The sequence below is a fragment of the Xanthomonas sp. 3075 genome (assembly GCF_014197275.1).
Taxonomy (GTDB): domain Bacteria; phylum Pseudomonadota; class Gammaproteobacteria; order Xanthomonadales; family Xanthomonadaceae; genus Xanthomonas; species Xanthomonas campestris_B.
The window spans coordinates 132,999-150,975 of record NZ_JACIFI010000001.1 but is presented as its reverse complement, the minus strand read 5'-3'; the positions used below and the strand labels follow the sequence as shown (position 1 = coordinate 150,975).

At 65.6% G+C, this 17,977-nt stretch carries 17 protein-coding genes; all 17 read left to right on the top strand.

The genetic code is table 11. The features are described 5' to 3' along the window. Positions 1-28: 28 nt before the first annotated feature. Positions 29-349: a hypothetical protein gene (locus GGR62_RS00695; RefSeq protein WP_184405926.1), complete on the top strand. Its 321-nt coding sequence runs from the start codon at positions 29-31 to the stop codon at positions 347-349. A gap of 2 nt (positions 350-351) precedes the next feature. Then, entirely contained in the window at positions 352-1,059 is a 708-nt protein-coding gene (locus GGR62_RS00690) for a fimbria/pilus periplasmic chaperone (RefSeq protein ID WP_184405924.1), read from the top strand. Between the two features lie 427 nt (positions 1,060-1,486). Next, on the top strand, positions 1,487-2,302 hold the full coding sequence (gene rpsB / locus GGR62_RS00685; protein WP_184405922.1) for a 30S ribosomal protein S2: 816 nt from the start codon (positions 1,487-1,489) through the stop codon (positions 2,300-2,302). Positions 2,303-2,466: 164 nt separating this feature from the next. Continuing rightward, entirely contained in the window at positions 2,467-3,345 is an 879-nt protein-coding gene (gene tsf / locus GGR62_RS00680) for a translation elongation factor Ts (RefSeq protein WP_184405920.1), read from the top strand. Positions 3,346-3,507: 162 nt separating this feature from the next. Beyond that, positions 3,508-5,031 carry a GGDEF domain-containing protein gene (locus GGR62_RS00675; protein ID WP_184405919.1) on the top strand — a complete coding sequence of 508 codons (1,524 nt, stop codon included), beginning with the start codon at positions 3,508-3,510 and terminating at the stop codon, positions 5,029-5,031. A gap of 104 nt (positions 5,032-5,135) precedes the next feature. Next, the gene (pyrH, locus tag GGR62_RS00670) at positions 5,136-5,858 is read left to right on the top strand and encodes a UMP kinase (RefSeq protein ID WP_184405917.1); all 723 of its coding nucleotides are present in this window, start codon (positions 5,136-5,138) and stop codon (positions 5,856-5,858) included. A gap of 193 nt (positions 5,859-6,051) precedes the next feature. After that, a complete protein-coding gene (frr, locus tag GGR62_RS00665; protein ID WP_184405915.1) occupies positions 6,052-6,609 on the top strand; it encodes a ribosome recycling factor in 558 nt (185 codons plus the stop codon). 17 nt (positions 6,610-6,626) lie between these two features. Next, positions 6,627-7,388: a polyprenyl diphosphate synthase gene (uppS, locus tag GGR62_RS00660; protein ID WP_184405914.1), complete on the top strand. Its 762-nt coding sequence runs from the start codon at positions 6,627-6,629 to the stop codon at positions 7,386-7,388. Beyond that, complete coding sequence (locus GGR62_RS00655) at positions 7,385-8,212, top strand: phosphatidate cytidylyltransferase (RefSeq protein ID WP_184405912.1); 828 nt, start codon at positions 7,385-7,387, stop codon at positions 8,210-8,212. The genes uppS and GGR62_RS00655 overlap by 4 nt, the downstream gene beginning before the upstream one ends. A gap of 2 nt (positions 8,213-8,214) precedes the next feature. Further along, complete coding sequence (locus GGR62_RS00650; RefSeq protein ID WP_184405910.1) at positions 8,215-9,405, top strand: 1-deoxy-D-xylulose-5-phosphate reductoisomerase; 1,191 nt, start codon at positions 8,215-8,217, stop codon at positions 9,403-9,405. A 26-nt stretch (positions 9,406-9,431) separates the two neighbouring features. Beyond that, a complete protein-coding gene (gene rseP / locus GGR62_RS00645) occupies positions 9,432-10,778 on the top strand; it encodes an RIP metalloprotease RseP (protein ID WP_184405907.1) in 1,347 nt (448 codons plus the stop codon). An 83-nt stretch (positions 10,779-10,861) separates the two neighbouring features. Continuing rightward, positions 10,862-13,228 (top strand): outer membrane protein assembly factor BamA, encoded by a 2,367-nt coding sequence (gene bamA / locus GGR62_RS00640; RefSeq protein WP_184405905.1) that lies wholly within the window; start codon positions 10,862-10,864, stop codon positions 13,226-13,228. Between the two features lie 397 nt (positions 13,229-13,625). Continuing rightward, on the top strand, positions 13,626-14,639 hold the full coding sequence (gene lpxD / locus GGR62_RS00635; protein ID WP_184405902.1) for a UDP-3-O-(3-hydroxymyristoyl)glucosamine N-acyltransferase: 1,014 nt from the start codon (positions 13,626-13,628) through the stop codon (positions 14,637-14,639). Further along, a complete protein-coding gene (fabZ, locus tag GGR62_RS00630; protein ID WP_184405899.1) occupies positions 14,636-15,094 on the top strand; it encodes a 3-hydroxyacyl-ACP dehydratase FabZ in 459 nt (152 codons plus the stop codon). The genes lpxD and fabZ overlap by 4 nt, the downstream gene beginning before the upstream one ends. Before the next feature lie 25 nt (positions 15,095-15,119). Continuing rightward, entirely contained in the window at positions 15,120-15,911 is a 792-nt protein-coding gene (gene lpxA / locus GGR62_RS00625; protein ID WP_184405896.1) for an acyl-ACP--UDP-N-acetylglucosamine O-acyltransferase, read from the top strand. Next, on the top strand, positions 15,908-17,227 hold the full coding sequence (gene lpxB / locus GGR62_RS00620) for a lipid-A-disaccharide synthase (protein WP_184405894.1): 1,320 nt from the start codon (positions 15,908-15,910) through the stop codon (positions 17,225-17,227). The genes lpxA and lpxB overlap by 4 nt, the downstream gene beginning before the upstream one ends. Continuing rightward, complete coding sequence (locus GGR62_RS00615) at positions 17,224-17,949, top strand: ribonuclease HII (RefSeq protein ID WP_184405891.1); 726 nt, start codon at positions 17,224-17,226, stop codon at positions 17,947-17,949. Before lpxB ends, GGR62_RS00615 begins: the two co-directional genes overlap by 4 nt. Positions 17,950-17,977 lie beyond the last annotated feature (28 nt).

The following is a 17,977-nucleotide window of genomic DNA, read 5'->3' as shown; positions in this document are numbered from 1 at the left end:
GGGAACGTCGCTATTTGTTACGTCTCCAATGCAAACGATTGCCTCCATGACACTGGTCACCGTCTTTAGAAGTCTGACCCTGGTTGCGCTCGTCCTCACCGCGACGGCGGCCAGCGCGGCTGCCAGCCTTGGCCCGGAGAATTCCACCCTGCATATCGGCTTACGCCTGCTCAGCGGGTGCGAGCTGCGCACCACTCCGCCACGCGCCAGCTGCTCCAGGGGCACGCCGATGGCGATCGCCCAGCCCGCACGCGCCACCGAAGCCCCCACCAGCACCGGCCAGGACGCCAGCGCACTCGCCGGGCCAGCGCCCGCCAGTGCGGCACGCATGACCACCATTGCGTTCTGACCATGACCACGCCCCGCCTGCTTGGCTGCTGGCTCGCGCTCGCAATGGCCTGCCTGGCACCGAATGGCAGCGTCGCCGCTGCCGAAATCGCGATTGCCCCCACCACCGCGCATATTCCCGCCGACAGCGACCAGACTGCCGTCTGGCTGTACAACCAGGCCACAGTGCCGTGGCACGCCGAAGCCAAGCTCTACCGCTGGAGCCAGGACGGCGACCGTGAACTGCTTGAGCCCGCCAAAGGCGCCACCGTCAGTCCCACCCATTTCGAAATCCCGCCGCAAGGGCGGCAGTTGTTGCGAGTGATCCGTCTGGGCCCAAGTCCGGAACAGACCGAAGACAGCTACCGGCTGGTGGTGACCCAGCATGCCTCGGAAGGCGACACCGAACTGTTGCGGTATTCCACCCCGGTGTTCGTCCTGCCCAGCGCGCCGGGCGATGCGCACCCGGCCCTGCGGGCAACCCTGTCGGCCGATGGCGCCGGTCTTGTCTTGAACGTGCATAACGCCGGACCTCACCACGCACGCCTGGCCGACCTGGCCTACATCGATGCCGGCGGCACCCGCCGCAGCATTGGCGACAACCTGGCCGGCTACGTCCTGCCCGGCCAGACCCGCCAGTGGGCATTGCCGGCCAACCTGACCGTCGGCCAGGGCCGTTTCGTGGCACGCGTCAACAGCGATATCGAGACCACGCTGGCGCTGCAGCCCTAGGAATCGGGAATCGGGAGTGGGAAATCGGCAGGCGCATCGGCGCCGCCGACTGCGTCCGGGGCGTCAGGACGGCCAAGCTCTTGCGACTCCCGACTCCCGATTCCCGATTCACAGGCCTGAAGGCCTGGCGGACGCCGGCATTGAAACGATTGCACCGGACTGCCCCGCCGGCTATACTCCGTCGGCTGTTTTGCGTCTTTCGCGCATCGCGCCGTCCACGTCGGACGTCATCGACGAATTCACACCTGTCGCCGCCATCCGTGCCGGGGTGCCCCCACAAGGGGTTCGTCACGGAGGCAACAGGGAAGCCCAACCCCGGAATCTTGTGCGTTTTGATGCGAGTCCCTCGCAACAGCCCGCACATCCATGTGCGGACTTTTCGACAACAAGCCGCGCACGGCGATTCCGCTCTTACGGAGTTACTTCAATGCCCCAAGTCACCATGCGTCAGATGCTGGAAGCCGGCGTCCATTTCGGCCACCAGTGCCGTTACTGGCACCCCAAGATGGCGCCTTACATCTTCGGCGCGCGCGGCAAGATCCACATCATCAACCTCGAGAAGACCGTTCCGCTCTTCAACGATGCGATGAACTTCCTGTCCTCGATCGCACAGAAGCGCGGCACCATCCTCTTCCTGGGCACCAAGCGCAGCGCGCGCGAGTCGATCAAGGAAGAAGCCGAACGTTGCGGCATGCCGTTCATGACCCAGCGCTGGCTGGGCGGCACGCTGACCAACTTCCGTACCGTCAAGCAGTCGGTCGCCCGCCTGAAGGAACTGGAATCGGCCGAAACCGATGGCACCTTCGAAAAGCTGGTCAAGCACGAAGTGCTGGGCCTGCGTCGCGAGCGCGAAAAGCTGGATGCGTCGCTGGGCGGCATCAAGGAAATGAACCGTCTGCCCGACGCGATCTTCGTGATCGATATCGGCCATGAAGACATCGCCATCAAGGAAGCCAAGAAGCTCGGCATCCCGGTGATCGCGGTGGTCGATACCAACTACGATCCGGCCCTGGTCGACTACGCCATCCCGGGTAACGACGACGCCATCCGCGCCGTGCAGCTGTACGCACGTGCCGCTGCCGACGCCGTGCTGGAAGGCAAGGCTGCTGCGCCGAACTCCGCATCGGTGCGTGAGGAAGAGTTCTCGGCCGAGTCCGCCGATGAAGGCAAGGGCCGTCGCGCCCCGGCCAAGAAGGCCGAGAAGAAGGCTGAGGCTCCGGCTGCCACCCCCGCTGCCGAGTAATCGGCATGCAATGTGGCCGCACCATGCTGTGCGGCCACAGCCCCGACGGGTCCATCGCGCCCCGTCGCCGAGGCCACTGACTATTTACGGGGGCGGCCGGCTGCGCCGTCTCCCCATTGGCGGAACATCCCCGCCGCACGCATTCGTCCATATGAGGTAATTCCATGGAAATCACTGCTTCCCTGGTCAAGGAACTGCGCGAGCGCACCGGCGCCGGCATGATGGAGTGCAAGAAGGCACTCGTCGAAAACGCAGGCGACATCGACGCCGCGGCCGAATGGCTGCGCAAGTCGGGCCTGGCCAAGGCCGACAAGAAAGCCGACCGCGTTGCCGCCGAAGGCCGCATCGCCACCGCACAGGCCGGTGGCAAGGCCGTGCTGGTCGAAGTCAACTCCGAGACCGACTTCGTCGCCAAGGACGAGAACTTCCTGGCCTTCACCGAGACCGTGGCCACCGCCGCGCTGAACTCGGGCGTCGCCGACGCCGAAGCGCTCAAGAGCGTCAAGCTCGACAGCGGCGAGACCATCGAAGAACGCCGCGCAGCCGTCATCGCCAAGGTCGGCGAGAACCTGCAGGTGCGTCGCCTGGTGCGTGTCGACAGCGCCAACAACGTCGCGGCCTATGTGCACGGCGGTCGTATCGGCGTGCTGGTCGAGCTGAAGGGCGGCGACATCGAGCTGGCGCGCGGCATCGCCATGCACATCGCGGCGATGAACCCGCCGCACGTCAAGGCATCCGACGTCCCGGCCGAGTTCGTTGCCAAGGAAAAGGAAATCGAACTGGCCAAGATGTCCGAAAAGGACAAGTCCAAGCCGGCCGAGATCCTGGAAAAGATCATCAGCGGCAAGATCAGCAAGATCATCAACGAGGTGACGCTGTACGGCCAGCCGTACGTGCTCAACACCGATCAGACCGTCGAGCAGGCCGTCAAGGCTGCCGGTGCCGAAGTGATCGGCTTCCAGCGTCTGGCCGTTGGCGAAGGCATCGAAAAGGTGGTGGAAGACTACGCCGCCGAAGTGATGAAGCAGGCCGGTCTGGCCTGATCAGTCGCAAGCGAGGACTTCGCAAGCGCTGATAAAAAGCCGCGGCATGCCGCGGCTTTTTTGCGTTTTGCTTCCCACACTGCAAGCACACCGCAGGTCGCACGCGCAGCGCCACTTTGGCGAACGCGGCTGTATGCTTGCAACAACCGACGGCGACGACTTATGCAACCAGACCTTCAGGCCGCCCTGCACTACTGCCGCAACCTGCCGTCTCCCCCCGGCGTTGCCTTGCGCATCATCGAACTGGCGCAAGACGTCGACGTGGACATGACCACCACGGCCAAGGTCATCGCCCTGGACATGGCCTTGAGCGCGCGCATGCTGCGGGTGGCCAACTCGCCGCTCTATGCCAGCCGCCGCTGCATCGACAACCTGGGCCAGGCGTTGAGCATGCTCGGCCTCAACGCGACCTTGAGCCTGGCATTGGGATTTTCGATGGTGCATGGCGTGCGCAGCACCTTCGCCGCGCACCCGCTGCATGAGCGCGTGTGGCGCCGCGCCGGCCTTTGCGCCATGGCCAGCCGCGTGCTGGGACAGGCCTATGGCATTCGCAAGCCCGAAGAATTGATGCTGGCCGGGCTGCTGCAGGACATCGGCAAGCTGGCCTTGCTGCAGGGCGCACCCGAGGTGTACGCACCGCTGCTGGAAGGCGCGCTCGACAACGCTGCCCTGCTGGACACCGAGCGCACGCATCTGGGCGCCACCCACGCCGAGGTCGGCGCCTGGCTCGCGCATCAATGGCAGTTGCCGTCGTATCTGCAAAACGCCATTGCACAGAGCGAAGACGATCCGGCCAGCCTGGAGCCGTTCATGGCCTGCGTCGCGCTATCGGGGCAATTGGCCGACATCTGGCTGTCGGCCAGTACGGTCAGCGCCACCGAACAGGCGCAGCAGCAGGCCCAGAAAGTGCTGAAGCTGGATGCCGAACGCTTCGAGAAGGTGATCGAACGCATCACCGAATCGTTGCCCGAACTGGAAGCGTTGTTCGACATCCGCGTGCCGCAGCCCGAGCACATCCAGATGATCTTCGAGCAGGCGCACGAACTGGCGATGCTGCGCAGCCTGCGCGAACTACAGGAGGTTGCCGAAGCGCGTCGGCAAGCCGACGAATCGGAAAACCGCATGCGCCATCTGGCCGAACAGGCCAGCCGCGATGCGCTGACCGGCGTGTTCAATCGGCATCAGCTCGGCACTGCGCTCGAGCACGAGTTCGAGCTGGCATCGCGCCAGGGCTGGCCGTTGTCGATCGCCTTCATCGACCTGGATGACTTCAAGCAGGTCAACGATACGTATGGCCACCTGATCGGCGACGAGGTGCTGCGCAACTTCGCGCAGACGCTGCAGCGCATGGTGCGCAGCAGCGACCTGGTGGCACGCTACGGCGGCGAAGAGTTTCTGGTGATCCTGCCCAACACCACCGCCGACGCGGCGCTGATGGTAATCGAACGCATCCTGGCCGAGACCGTGCGCACGCCGATGGCACAGGTGCAGGGCGGCCCACTGCACATCACGTTTTCGGCCGGGCTTGCCACCCATGGCGGTGGCGACCGCCAGTTCGAAAGCATCGAACATCTGCTGCAGGCGGCCGACAGCACGCTCTATCGTTCCAAGCATCGCGGTCGCAACCGCGTCACCGCCTACGATGCGACCGATGTGCCGACACCGCCCAACCCGCGCGCGCACTGAGCAGGGCATCGCCACGGTGCCACAAAGGAATTTTTACCACGCCCGGTGACAGGCTTCCGCTAGAATTGCCGGCGTTTGCCGATCCCCCACCCCCGAGGTCTCCCATGTCTGAACTTTCCTATCGCCGCATTCTTCTCAAACTTTCCGGGGAGGCGCTGATGGGAGACGGGGATTACGGCATCGATCCCAAGGTCATCAATCGTCTCGCCCACGAAGTGATCGAAGCGCAGCAGGCCGGCGCGCAGGTTGCACTGGTCATCGGCGGCGGCAACATCTTCCGCGGCGCCGGTCTGGCCGCCAGCGGCATGGACCGCGTCACCGGCGACCATATGGGCATGCTGGCCACGGTGATCAACGCGCTGGCGATGCAGGACGCGCTGGAAAAGCTCGGCGCCAAGGTGCGCGTGATGAGCGCGATCAAGATCAACGACGTGTGCGAAGACTTCATCCGCCGTCGCGCGATCCGTCACCTGGAAAAAGGCCGCATCGCGATCTTCGCCGCCGGCACCGGCAATCCGTTCTTCACCACCGATTCGGGCGCGGCATTGCGCGCGATCGAGATCGGCGCCGACCTGTTGCTCAAGGCCACCAAGGTCGATGGCGTCTACGACAAGGACCCGAAGAAGCACACCGATGCGGTGCGCTACGACAGCCTGACCTACGACGAAGTCATCATGCAGGGCCTGGAAGTGATGGATACGGCCGCGTTCGCACTGGCGCGCGACAGCGACCTGCCGCTGCGCATCTTCGGCATGAGCGAACCGGGCGTGCTGTTGCGCATCCTGCACGGCGAGCAGATCGGCACCCTGGTGCAGGGCCGGAGCTGAGCGTCGGGAATCGGGAATCGGGAATCGCAAAAGCACAGTGCCAGGCACTGCGCTGATGCCTGATCGATGGCGGTGCCGGGCGTGACGCGGCGCCATCAGGTGAACCGGCTGCGCAGGCACCTGCCGGCCGGCGAGTCCCGAAACCCCAGTCCCGGCTATAATCCCCGGATTCAGCTCCACACGGATTCCGGCGATGCTCAACCAGATCAAACAAGACGCGCTCACGCGCATGACCAAGAGCATCGATGCTCTGCGCCATTCCCTGACCACCGTGCGCACCGGGCGCGCCTCCCCGGCGCTGCTGGACGGCATCAAGGTCAAGGCCTACGGCACCGACACCCCCCTCAACCAGGTCGCCAGCATCAGCGTCTCCGAAGGCCGCTCGCTGGTCATCAGCCTGTTCGACAAGGGCATGATCAAGGACGTCGAGAAGGCGATCTACGCCTCGGATCTGGGCCTGACCCCGACCGTGGTCGGCACCGTGATCCGTCTGAACCTGCCGCCGCTGACCGAGGAGCGCCGCAAGGAGCTCAGCAAGTCCGTGCATGGCGAGGGCGAGGACAGCAAGGTGGCCATCCGCAACATCCGTCGCGACGCCAACCAGCAGGTCAAGGATCTGCTCAAGGACAAGGCGGTCACCGAGGACGAAGCGCGCAGCGCCGAAGACGACATCCAGAAGCTCACCGACAAGGCGATCAAGGACGTGGATGAAGTCGTCAAGGGCAAGGAACAGGAACTGATGACGGTCTGATCGTGGCATCCCCTGCCATGCATCCAGTCCCTTCTACCGACGCGATCCCGCGCCACATCGCCATCATCATGGATGGCAATGGGCGTTGGGCGCAGCGTCGGCGCCGTCCGCGCATGATCGGCCATCGCGCCGGCGCGCGCGCGGTCAATCGCACCATCGATTTCTGCCTGGAAAAAGGCGTGTCGGCGCTGACCCTGTTTGCGTTTTCCAGTGAAAACTGGGGGCGCCCGCAGGAGGAAGTCGATGCGCTGATGAAGCTGTTCCTGCACGCGCTCGATCGTGAGGTCGGCGAGCTGCAGCGGCGTGGCGTGCAAGTGCGCTTCATCGGCGATCGCAGCCGCTTTGCTGCGCCGTTGCGCGAGCGCATGGCCGCTGCCGAACGCGCCACCGCCATCAACTCGCGGCTGGTGCTGAGCATTGCCGCCAGCTACGGCGGCCGCCAGGACATCGCGCTGGCCGCGCGTGCGCTGGCCGAGGAAGTGGCGGCCGGCCGCCTGCAACCGCAGCAGATCGACGAAGCGCTGCTGGCCAGCCGCGTCGCCCTGGCCGACCTGCCGGCGCCGGACCTGTTCATCCGCACCGGTGGCGACACCCGCATCAGCAATTTCCTGCTGTGGCAGCTGGCCTACACCGAGCTATGGTTCACCGAAACCCTGTGGCCGGAGTTCGATGCCGGCGTGCTGCAGCAGGCGCTGGATGACTACGCCGGGCGTGAACGCCGCTTCGGCCTGACCAGCGCCCAGATCGCCGACAAGGCGACGGAGAGCTCCTCCGCATGACCAAGACCCGCGTGATTGCCGCGCTGATCATGGCGCCGCTCGCCATCTGCGCGATCGTGCTGCTGCCGACCCAATGGCTGGCGGCGCTGGCGGCGATCCTGTTCCTGACCGGCCTGTGGGAGTGGCTCAAGCTCTCCGGCATCGACGACAGCCTGCCGCGCACCGTGCTGCTGATGCTCAATCTGCTGCTGATGGTGCTGATGGTGTGGGCCTCGGCCGGCTCCATGGTGCTGTTCCAGATTTCGGCATTGGTGGGCGTGGCGTGGTGGTTGCTGGCGCTGCTGTGGCTGCGCTTTTTCACCTTCGGCGCCGATCACGGCAACGGCCAGGCACGCGCACTCAAGCTCGCCGCCGGCACGCTGGCGGTGCTGCCGGCCTGGGCCGCGCTGGTGCTGCTGCACGCCAGCCCGGACAAGGGCAACCTGTGGCTACTGACCGCGCTGACCACGGTCTGGGCGGCCGATTCGGGTGCCTATTTCGCCGGCCGCGCGTTCGGCAAGCACAAGCTGGCGCCGCGGGTCAGCCCCAACAAGACCATCGAAGGCCTGCTCGGCGGCATGGTTGCCGGTATCGCGGTGGCCTGCGCGTTCGGCTGGCTGGCCGGGTTGACGCTGGCGCACGTGCCGCAGTTGATCCTGGTCGCGGCGGTGGCGGTGCTGGCCTCGGTGCTGGGCGACCTGTTCGAGAGCCTGCTCAAGCGCCACGCCGGCGCCAAGGACTCGGGCACGGTGATTCCCGGCCACGGCGGCGTCCTGGATCGGATCGACGGCGTGCTCGCCGCGCTGCCGGTGTTCGCACTCGGCAAGGAAATTCTCGGATTCTGAGCATGGCTGCTTCCTCGCCCCGTCAGGTCGCCGTGTTCGGCGCCACCGGCTCGATCGGTGCATCGGCCCTGGATGTGATCGCCCGTCATCCGCAGCGGCTGCGCGCCAGCGTGCTGTCGGCTGGCAGCAAGGTCGACGAGCTGCTGGCGCTATGCGCCACGCATCGCCCTGCGCACGCGGTGATCGCGGACGAATCGCTGTATCCGGCGCTGCGCGATGGCCTGCGCGCGGCAGGATTGGCCACGCAGGCGCATGCCGGCAGCGCCGCGCTGGACGCCCTGGCCGCCAGCGATGCCTGCGACACCGTGGTTGCCGCCATTGTCGGTGCAGCCGGCCTGCCCTCGACCCTGGCCGCCGCCCGCGCCGGCAAGCGCCTGCTGCTGGCCAACAAGGAATCGCTGGTGCTGGCCGGCGAGCTGCTGACCCGCACCGCGGCAGCCGGCGGGGCGGACATCATCCCGATCGACAGCGAGCACAGCGCCATCTTCCAGTGCCTGCGCTCCTGCGACGCCAGCCGCGGCGTGCGGCGGGTGGTGCTGACGGCCTCCGGCGGCCCGTTTCGTGGCTGGAATCGCGCTGCGCTCGGCGCAGTGACCCCCGCACAAGCCGTTGCCCATCCCAAGTGGTCGATGGGACCGAAGATCTCGGTGGATTCGGCAACCTTGATGAACAAGGGCCTGGAAGTCATCGAAGCGCATCATCTGTTCGGCCTGCCCGGCGCCCAGATCGATGTCGTGGTGCACCCGCAGAGCCTGGTGCACTCGCTGGTCGAATTCGTCGACGGCTCCACCCTGGCACAGCTTGGCCTGCCGGACATGCGCACCACGCTGGCGGTTGGCCTGGCGTGGCCGGAGCGGATCGAATCCGGCGTCGCCGGGCTGGACCTGCTGACCCAGGGACGGCTGGATTTCGAGGCGCCGGACACCGACGCATTCCCCTGTCTGCGCCTGGCCTGGGAGGCATTGCGCGCAGGCGGCACTGCGCCGGCGATCCTGAACGCGGCCAACGAAGTGGCTGTTTCAGCGTTTCTTCAGGGCCAAGTGGGTTTCCTAGCGATCTCCGCGTTGGTCGAACACACACTGACAACGCTTCCACGGCACAATGCCGACACCCTCGACGCCCTGCTTTTTGCCGACGCGCAAGCGCGGCAGATCACCGAACGCGCCCTCGCCCATCACAGCCTTCATGCCTGATCGATTTACGCAACCGAGTTGCATCCATGGGTGATTTCATCGGTTCGGTCTGGTGGATGATCGTCAGCCTGGGCGTGTTGGTGACATTTCACGAATTCGGGCACTTCTGGGTCGCGCGCCGCTGCGGCGTCAAGGTGCTGCGCTTCTCGATCGGCTTCGGCAAACCGTTGTGGATGCGCCGCGACCGCCACGGCACCGAGTTCGTGATCGCGGCGATTCCGCTCGGCGGCTACGTCAAGATGCTCGACGAGCGCGAAGGCGATGTCCACCCGGCCGAGCAGGACCAGGCCTTCAATCGCAAGACGGTGTGGCAACGCATCGCCATCGTCGCTGCCGGCCCGATCGCCAACCTGCTGCTGTGCATGGCCATGCTGTGGGCGATGTTCGTGGTCGGCAAGCAGGATTATTCGGCCACCATCGGCCGCGCCGACGGCCTGGCCGCCGCCGCCGGGCTGACGCCGGGCGAGCGCATCGTGCGCATCGACGACCGCAGCGTGGTCAGCTGGAGCGATGCCAGCATGCAGCTCACCGCCGCTGCCATGGACAAGCGCGACATCCGCGTGCTGACCGCATCCGAGGGCGCCGGCAACAGCGAGCACACCCTGCGCCTGTCGCAGCTGCCGGCTGGCTTCGACGAGCGCCGCGTGGCCAAGCTGGCCGGCATCGGCTGGCAGTTCATGCTGCAGCCGCCGGTGATCGACAAGGTGGTGCCCGGCTCGGTCGCCGATGGCCTGATCAAGCCCGGCGACCGCATTGTGGCCATCGATGGCCAGCCGATCCGCTCGGCCGAGGACATCATTCCGCAGGTGCAGGCGCTGGGCGCGCATGGCGGGCCGGGCATGATCGAGGTGGCACGCGGCGAAGACCGGCTGGCGCTGGAAATCGCACCACGCAAGTCGCCGCAGGGCCAATGGATGCTTGGCGTGCGCCCGGCGGCCGCGCCAGCGCCGGAATATGACAGCCGCCAGCAGTACGGCATCTTTGCGGCGGTCCCCGCTGCGATCCGCGAAACCGGCCGGATGACCGCCGACTCGCTGGGCATGATGAAACGCATGCTGACCGGCCAGGCCTCGGTCAAGAACATCTCCGGCCCGGTCACGATCGCCCGCGCCGCTAACGCCTCGGCCGAACGCGGGCTCGACTGGTTCCTGTATTTTCTGGGCCTGGTGTCGCTCAGCCTGGCGATCATCAACCTGATGCCCATTCCAATCTTGGACGGTGGGCACCTGCTGTATTACCTTATCGAGTTGGTCAAGGGCAGCCCGATCAGCGAACGGGCAATGATTGCCGGTCAATATGTCGGTCTGGCGGTCCTGGCCGGGCTGATGGGACTGGCGTTCTACAACGACATCCTCGGCCTGGTCCCACGATGAAGCTGCTCCACTCTTTCCGCCTGTTGTCGTCGTCAAACGTCGGCATCCAGCAACACCTGAAATCGACTCCAACCGGATGTGACATGACGCGTCTTCCCACTCGCCGCCTGCTTGCCCTCGCTCTTGCTGCCGGCCTCAGCCTGCCAGCCGTTGCCCTGGCCGCCGAGCCGTTCGTCGCCAGCGACATCCGCGTCGACGGCCTGCAGCGCATTGCCTCCGGCACCGTCTTCACCTATCTGCCGGTGAACCGCGGCGACACCGTGGACGACGCCAAGGTCGCCGACTCGATCCGTGCGCTATACCGCACTGGCTTCTTCGAGGACGTGCAGCTGGACCGCCAGGGCAACATCCTGGTCATCACGGTCAAGGAGCGCCCGGCGATCAACAAGCTCACCGTGACCGGCAACAAGGACATCAAGTCCGAAGAGCTGCTCAAGGGCCTGGGCGACATCGGCCTGACCGAGGGCGGCACCTTCGACCGCCTTAGCCTGGACCGCGTCACCCAGGAGCTGACCCGTCAGTACAACAACCGCGGCAAGTACAACGTCGAGATCACCCCGACGGTGAGCCCGCTGGACCGCAACCGCGTGGACGTGGCCATCGCAATCAAGGAAGGCAAGGCGGCCAAGATCCGCCACGTCAACCTGATCGGCACCGAGAAGTTCGCCAACGAAGACATCCTGGAGAACTGGGAATCCAAGGAGCACAACTGGGCCTCGTGGTATCGCCGCGACGACCAGTACTCCAAGGAAAAGATGTCCGGCGACCTGGAGAAGCTCAACTCCTGGTACCTGGACCGCGGCTACGTGGACTTCAGCATCGACTCCACCCAGGTGTCGATCAGCCCCGACAAGCGCGACATGTTCGTCAGCGCCGGCGTCACCGAAGGCGAGCAGTACAAGATTTCCGAGATCAAGGTCACCGGCGACACCGTGCTGCCGCAGGCAGACATCGAGCGCCTGGTCATTCCCAAGGCCGGCGACATCTTCTCGCGTGCGCTGCTGGAATACACCTCCGATGCGATCACCAATACGTTGAGCAACGTCGGCTACGCGTTCGCCAAGGTCAACCCGATCCCGACCCCGAACCGCGAGGACCGCACCGTTGCGGTCAATCTGCAGGTGGTGCCCGGCCCGCGCGTGACCGTGCGCCGCATCCTGTACAAGGGCAACAGCCGCACCTCCGACGAAGTGCTGCGCCGCGAAATGCGCCAGTTCGAGAACACCTGGTACTCGCAGGCCGCGATCGACCGTTCCAAGATCCGTCTGCAGCGCCTGGGCTACTTCGAGAGCGTGGATGTGGAAACGCCGCAGGTGCCCGGCAGCAACGACCAGGTCGACGTGGTCTACAACGTCAAGGAGACCACCTCGGGCAGCTTCGTGTTCGGCCTGGGGTACTCGCAGAGCTTCGGTGTGACCACCTCGGTGCAGCTGTCGCAGAACAACTTCCTGGGCGGCGGTAACCGGGTGGCGGTGGAAGCCTCGCGCAGCAGCTATCAGCAGCGCTATGCGTTCTCCTACACCAACCCGTTCTTTACCGACGACGGTGTGTCGCTGGGTTACAACCTGTCCTGGCGTGCCTTGGACTACTCGGACTTCAATACCGCCCAGTACAACAGCAAGAACGGCTCGGCGCAGGTGGTGTTTGGCGTGCCGATCACCGAAAACGATACTGTTTCGGCGATGATCGGCATCGACAGCAATCAGATCAATACGTTCCCGAACCAGACCCCGCAGGCGATCATCGACTACATCGATGCAGTCGGTACGCGCACCTTCCATGCCTGGCGTAGCGAGCTGGGCTGGGCGCGTGACACCCGCAACGACTTCTTCATGCCCACCCGCGGCATGTACCAGCGCGTCGGCCTGGAGGCTACCCTGCCCGGCTCAACGGTCGAGTACTACAAGCTCAACTACCAGATCTCCAACTACTGGCCGATCATCCCCGCGATCGTGTTGAACACACGCTTCGAGTTGGGTTACGGCGACAGTTACGGCAATGACAGTACGCGTGTGTTGACCAATCCGGACGGCTCGACCCGTACCATCAGCGCCACCGGCCTGCCGTTCTACGAGAACTTCTACGCTGGTGGTACCAACTCGGTGCGCGGCTTCGAAGACAACACGCTGGGTCCACGCTCGGAGCGAACGGTAAATTACTCGCGCGGCCAGCCATTGGGCGGCTCGTTCAAGACCGTCGGTTCGGTGGAAATGTACTTCCCGAAGCTGTTCGACAGCCCGTCGGCACGCGTGTCGGCATTCGTCGACTTCGGTAACGTCTTCAACGGCGTGGACAACTTCAAGACCAACGAACTGCGCGCCTCCACCGGCGTGGCGTTGTTGTGGCGCGCACCGGTCGGCCCCATTTCGATCAGCTACGCGTTCCCGCTGAAGAAGGAAGACAACGACGAGATCGAGCGTCTGCAGTTCACCTTCGGCGGCCAGTTCTAAAAGACGCAGGCAAGACGATGGCGGCCCGATGACTCGGGCCGCCATCGTTTGTTGAAACCGCCGCGTCTGGAGACCGGACTTGCAAGCAGGTGTTGCAGACATCGCCCAGACAGGTGGCCACGGCGCCGCAGTCGGATGCGTCCACACACTGAAGCGGCTAGTCCCAGAAGCCCTGAACGCGGGCGCGCTGTTCTGCGACATCGCCGGTCCATGCACTGGCGACCGCGTCACGCAGGAGTCCGTTACCGAACAGGGGGAGGCCAGGTTTCATATGCTTGTCCCTGCAGTTGACCGCACGGTTGCGGCCCGACAACAGATACACCTGCCTGCTGGGCCACCTTTCGACCAAGTTTCCTTGTAAAACCAGCCACTTACTGTTTACACGAGGTTCACCCTGATGCGCTTGACCGCCAGTGCGATTGCCGAACAATTTGGGTTGACCGTCGTCGGCGATGGCGCCATCGAAGTCGATGGCGTCGCCACCCTGGCGCATGCCGGCGCAGGACAACTCAGCTTTCTGTCCAATCCGCGTTATCGGGCACAGTTGAGCCAGACCCAGGCAGCGGTGGTGGTCTTGCGCGCAGACGATGCGCCGGACGCACGCGGGACTGCACTGGTCGCCAAGGATCCCTACACCGCGTTCGCCAAGATCGCGGCCTTGTTCGATGTGGCGCCGGTGCGCGCACCGGGCATCCACCCTTCTGCGGTGATCGACCCCAGCGCACAGGTCTCGCCAACCGCGCATGTCGGCCCGTTTGTCAGCATCGGTGCGCGCAGCCGCGTGGGCGAGGGCTGCGTGATCGGTACCGGCAGCATCATCGGCGAAGACTGCGTGGTGGATGACGGCTGCGAACTGCTTGCCCGCGTCACCCTGGTCACCCGCGTGCGCCTGGGCAAGCGCGTGCGGATTCATCCCGGCGCAGTGATCGGCGCCGACGGCTTCGGCCTGGCGATGGATGCCGGCCACTGGATCAAGGTGCCGCAGCTGGGCGGTGTGGTGATCGGCGACGATTGCGAGATTGGCGCAAACACCTGCATCGACCGCGGCGCGCTGGAAGACACCGTGCTGGAAGAAGACGTGCGCGTGGATAACCTGGTGCAGATCGCGCACAACTGCCATATCGGTGCGCATAGCGCGATCGCCGGCTGCACCGGCATTGCCGGCAGCGCCAAGATCGGCCGTTACTGTCTGCTCGGCGGCCACGTCGGCGTGGTCGGCCACCTGGAGATCTGCGACAAGGTCGTGATCACCGGCAAGTCGGTGGTGCGCAATTCCATCCATGAGCCAGGCGAGTATTCGTCCGGCACCCCTCTCACCGACAATCGCACGTGGCGCAAGAATGCCGCGCGCTTCAAACAACTCGATGCGCTCGCAAGGCGCATCCTGGCTGTGGGCAAGGAGAACGCATGAGTCACCCCGTTTACGAGCTGCCGATCGACGTCAGCCAGATCCAGACGCTGCTCCCGCACCGTTACCCGTTTTTGCTGGTCGACCGAGTGCTGGAACTCGATCTGGAAACCAAGTGGATCGTGGCGCAGAAGAACGTCAGCATCAACGAGCCGTTCTTCCAGGGCCATTTCCCGAGCCGTCCGGTGATGCCGGGCGTGTTGATCATCGAAGCGCTGGCGCAGGTCGGTGGCGTGATGACCCAACTCGGCCTGGGCCGCGATGCGTTGTCCCAGCTGTTCTACATGGTCAAGGTGGACAATGCCCGCTTCAACAAGCAGGTGATCCCAGGCGATGTGCTGATCATGGAGGTGCAGATGAAGCGCCTGATCCGCAACGTGGGATGCTTCTATGGCGAGGCCAAGGTGGATGGCGAAGTGGTGGCCAGTGCCGAGGTGATGTGCGCTGGCGCCAGGTAACCACCCGCTCCCGGAGTGAGACACGATGCGTGATTCGACACCTTTGATCCATCCCACCGCCGTCATCGATCCATCGGCCACGCTGGCCGAGGATGTGCGCGTGGGTGCGTTTACGCTGATCGGCCCCGATGTGCAGATCGGGGCGGGCACCGAGGTCGGGCCGCATTGCTCGATCCACGGCCCGACCCGGATCGGCCGCAACAACCGCTTCATCGGCCACGCCGCGATCGGCGGCGAACCGCAGGACAAGAAATACGCCGGCGAGCGCACCGAACTGGTGATCGGCGACGGCAACGTGATCCGCGAATTCGTCACCATCAATCGCGGCACCGGCGGCGGCGGCGGCATCACCGTGGTCGGCGACGACAACTGGATGCTGGCCTACACCCACGTGGCGCACGACTGCCATGTCGGCAACCACTGCGTGTTCTCCAACAACACCACGCTGGCCGGCCACGTCACCGTGGGCGACTACGTGATCATCAGCGGCTTCGCCGGCGCGCATCAGTTCTGCCGGATCGGCGCGCACGCCTTCCTGGGCATGGGCGCGCTGACCAACGGCGACGTGCCGCCATTCACCATGGTCGGCAGCGAATCGCTCGGCCGCCCGCGTGGCATCAACAGCGAAGGTCTGAAGCGTCGCGGCTTCGATGCCGAGCGCATCGCCGCGATCAAGCGCGCCTACCGCACGCTGTACGTCGCCGGCCTGCCGCTGGCCGACGCCAAGGCGCAGCTGGCCGAACAGGCCAAGAGCAGCGAGGACGTGCGCGGGCTGCTCGCGTTCATCGACGCGGCGGAAAGGCCGTTGTTGCGATGACGGGAATCGGGAATCGGGAATCGGGAATCGCTGCAGACCGGCACGATGGCGCGCCTGCCGCCGGCCCGTCGGCAGCATTGCCCATTCCCGATTCCCGACTCTCGATTCCCAGCACGCGCGAGCGCGCTCCATGCATCGCCCTGATCGCCGGCGAAGCCTCCGGCGACATCCTGGGCGCGGGGTTGATCGACGAATTGCGTCGTCGCTACCCGGCTGCCGAGTTCGTCGGCATCGGCGGCGATGCGATGCGCGATGCGGGCTGCCAGACCTGGTTCGATGCCAGCGAGCTGGCGGTGATGGGGCTGACCGAAGTGCTGCAGCACCTGCCGCGGCTATTGAAGCTGCGCCGTGCATTCCGGGAGCGTGTGCTGGCATGGAAGCCGGACGTGTTCATCGGCATCGACGCACCCGATTTCAATCTTTCGGTCGAGCGCTGGCTCAAGCAGCGTGGCGTGCGCACCGTGCATTACGTCAGCCCCTCGGTGTGGGCGTGGCGCGAGAAACGGGCGGAAAAGATCGCTGCCAGCGCCGATCTGGTGCTGTGCCTGTTTCCGATGGAACCGCCGATCTACGCCAGGCATGGCATCGACGCGCGTTTCGTCGGCCACCCGATGGCCGACGACATCGCCTACCAGGCCGACCGCGACGCTGCGCGCGCCGCGCTGGGCCTGCCTGCCGCCAGCACCGTACTGGCGGTGCTGCCCGGCAGCCGACATGGCGAAATCAGCCGGCTGGGCGATACATTTTTTCAGGCCGCCTGGCTGGTGTCCCAGCAATTGCCCGACCTGCAGGTGCTGGTGCCGGCAGCCAACCCGGGTTGCAAACCGGTGTTGACCGAACAGCTATCGCGCTCGTCGCTCCCGGCGGCGCGCACGCACCTGCTCGACGGCCAGGCGCGCACCGCGATGCTGGCCGCCGACGTGGTGCTGCTGGCCTCCGGCACCGCCACGCTGGAGGCGATGCTGGTCAAGCGCCCGATGGTGGTCGGCTACAAGGTCGCGCCGCTGACCTACCGCATCGTCAAGACGCTGGGCCTGCTCAAGGTCAACCGCTACGCGCTGCCCAACATCCTGGCCAACGACGACCTGGCCCCGGAGCTGATGCAGGACGACTGCACCCCGGAACGGCTGTCCGCTGCGCTGCTGGACTGGTTCACGCACCCGGACAAGGTTGCCGCCCTGCAACCGCGTTATCTCGCCCTGCACGCCGAGCTGCGCCGCGATGCCTCCGCGCGCGCGGCCGATGCGGTGGCCGGGCTGCTGATGCAGCCGGAATTGGGAGTGGGGAATGGGGAATCGGCAGGAGCTGGCCCATGAAGCGCTCCATCTCCCCTGCTGCCGTTGTCGTGCCGACGACGCAGGACGCGCTCTTCCACGATTCCCCAATCCCCATTCCCGATTCCCGTCTCATCGCCGGCGTCGACGAAGCCGGCCGCGGGCCGCTCGCCGGGCCGGTGGCGGTGGCTGCGGTGGTGTTCGACCCGAGCAAGCCGCGCATCAACGGGCTGGACGATTCCAAGCAACTGACTGCCGAGCGCCGCGAGCAGTTGTATGCGCGCATCGTCGAGCGGGCATTGGCCTGGTCGGTGGTGTTGATCGACAGCGAGGAAATCGACCGCATCAATATCTACCAGGCGACCATGCTGGGTATGCGGCGTGCGGTGGAAGGGGTGGCGCACGTGGCCGGGTTTGCGCGCATCGACGGCAACCGCGTGCCCAAGGGGCTGCCCTGCCCGGCCGAGGCGCTGATCGGCGGCGATGCGCTCGACCGCGCGATCATGGCCGCCTCGATCGTGGCCAAGGTCACCCGCGACCGCCTGATGCATGCGCTGCACGCGCAGCATCCCGAATACCGCTTCGACCAGCACAAGGGCTACGCCACACCGGTGCATCTGGCCGCGCTGCGCACCCATGGGCCCTGCCCGCAGCATCGCCGCAGCTTTGCGCCGGTGCGGCGTGCGTTGGGAATCGACGGGTCGCAGTCGCGGTGGGACGCGCCCTGCGTGGCCCCGGCCGATGGCCTGCTGCTGGCCGACTGACCGACCGCCCCCAGGCCGACCTGGCCTG

Excerpts from the sequence above, each read along its gene's own strand:
- GGR62_RS00650 (WP_184405910.1), top strand. The coding sequence starts at position 8,215 with ATGGCTGCTTCCTCGCCCCGTCAGGTCGCCGTGTTCGGCGCCACCGGC.
- fabZ (WP_184405899.1), top strand. The coding sequence starts at position 14,636 with ATGAGTCACCCCGTTTACGAGCTGCCGATCGACGTCAGCCAGATCCAG.
- lpxD (WP_184405902.1), top strand. The coding sequence starts at position 13,626 with ATGCGCTTGACCGCCAGTGCGATTGCCGAACAATTTGGGTTGACCGTC.
- GGR62_RS00695 (WP_184405926.1), top strand. The coding sequence starts at position 29 with ATGCAAACGATTGCCTCCATGACACTGGTCACCGTCTTTAGAAGTCTG.
- rseP (WP_184405907.1), top strand. The coding sequence starts at position 9,432 with ATGGGTGATTTCATCGGTTCGGTCTGGTGGATGATCGTCAGCCTGGGC.
- uppS (WP_184405914.1), top strand. The coding sequence starts at position 6,627 with ATGCATCCAGTCCCTTCTACCGACGCGATCCCGCGCCACATCGCCATC.
- bamA (WP_184405905.1), top strand. The coding sequence starts at position 10,862 with ATGACGCGTCTTCCCACTCGCCGCCTGCTTGCCCTCGCTCTTGCTGCC.
- lpxA (WP_184405896.1), top strand. The coding sequence starts at position 15,120 with ATGCGTGATTCGACACCTTTGATCCATCCCACCGCCGTCATCGATCCA.
- lpxB (WP_184405894.1), top strand. The coding sequence starts at position 15,908 with ATGACGGGAATCGGGAATCGGGAATCGGGAATCGCTGCAGACCGGCAC.
- GGR62_RS00655 (WP_184405912.1), top strand. The coding sequence starts at position 7,385 with ATGACCAAGACCCGCGTGATTGCCGCGCTGATCATGGCGCCGCTCGCC.
- pyrH (WP_184405917.1), top strand. The coding sequence starts at position 5,136 with ATGTCTGAACTTTCCTATCGCCGCATTCTTCTCAAACTTTCCGGGGAG.
- GGR62_RS00615 (WP_184405891.1), top strand. The coding sequence starts at position 17,224 with ATGAAGCGCTCCATCTCCCCTGCTGCCGTTGTCGTGCCGACGACGCAG.
- tsf (WP_184405920.1), top strand. The coding sequence starts at position 2,467 with ATGGAAATCACTGCTTCCCTGGTCAAGGAACTGCGCGAGCGCACCGGC.
- frr (WP_184405915.1), top strand. The coding sequence starts at position 6,052 with ATGCTCAACCAGATCAAACAAGACGCGCTCACGCGCATGACCAAGAGC.
- rpsB (WP_184405922.1), top strand. The coding sequence starts at position 1,487 with ATGCCCCAAGTCACCATGCGTCAGATGCTGGAAGCCGGCGTCCATTTC.
- GGR62_RS00675 (WP_184405919.1), top strand. The coding sequence starts at position 3,508 with ATGCAACCAGACCTTCAGGCCGCCCTGCACTACTGCCGCAACCTGCCG.
- GGR62_RS00690 (WP_184405924.1), top strand. The coding sequence starts at position 352 with ATGACCACGCCCCGCCTGCTTGGCTGCTGGCTCGCGCTCGCAATGGCC.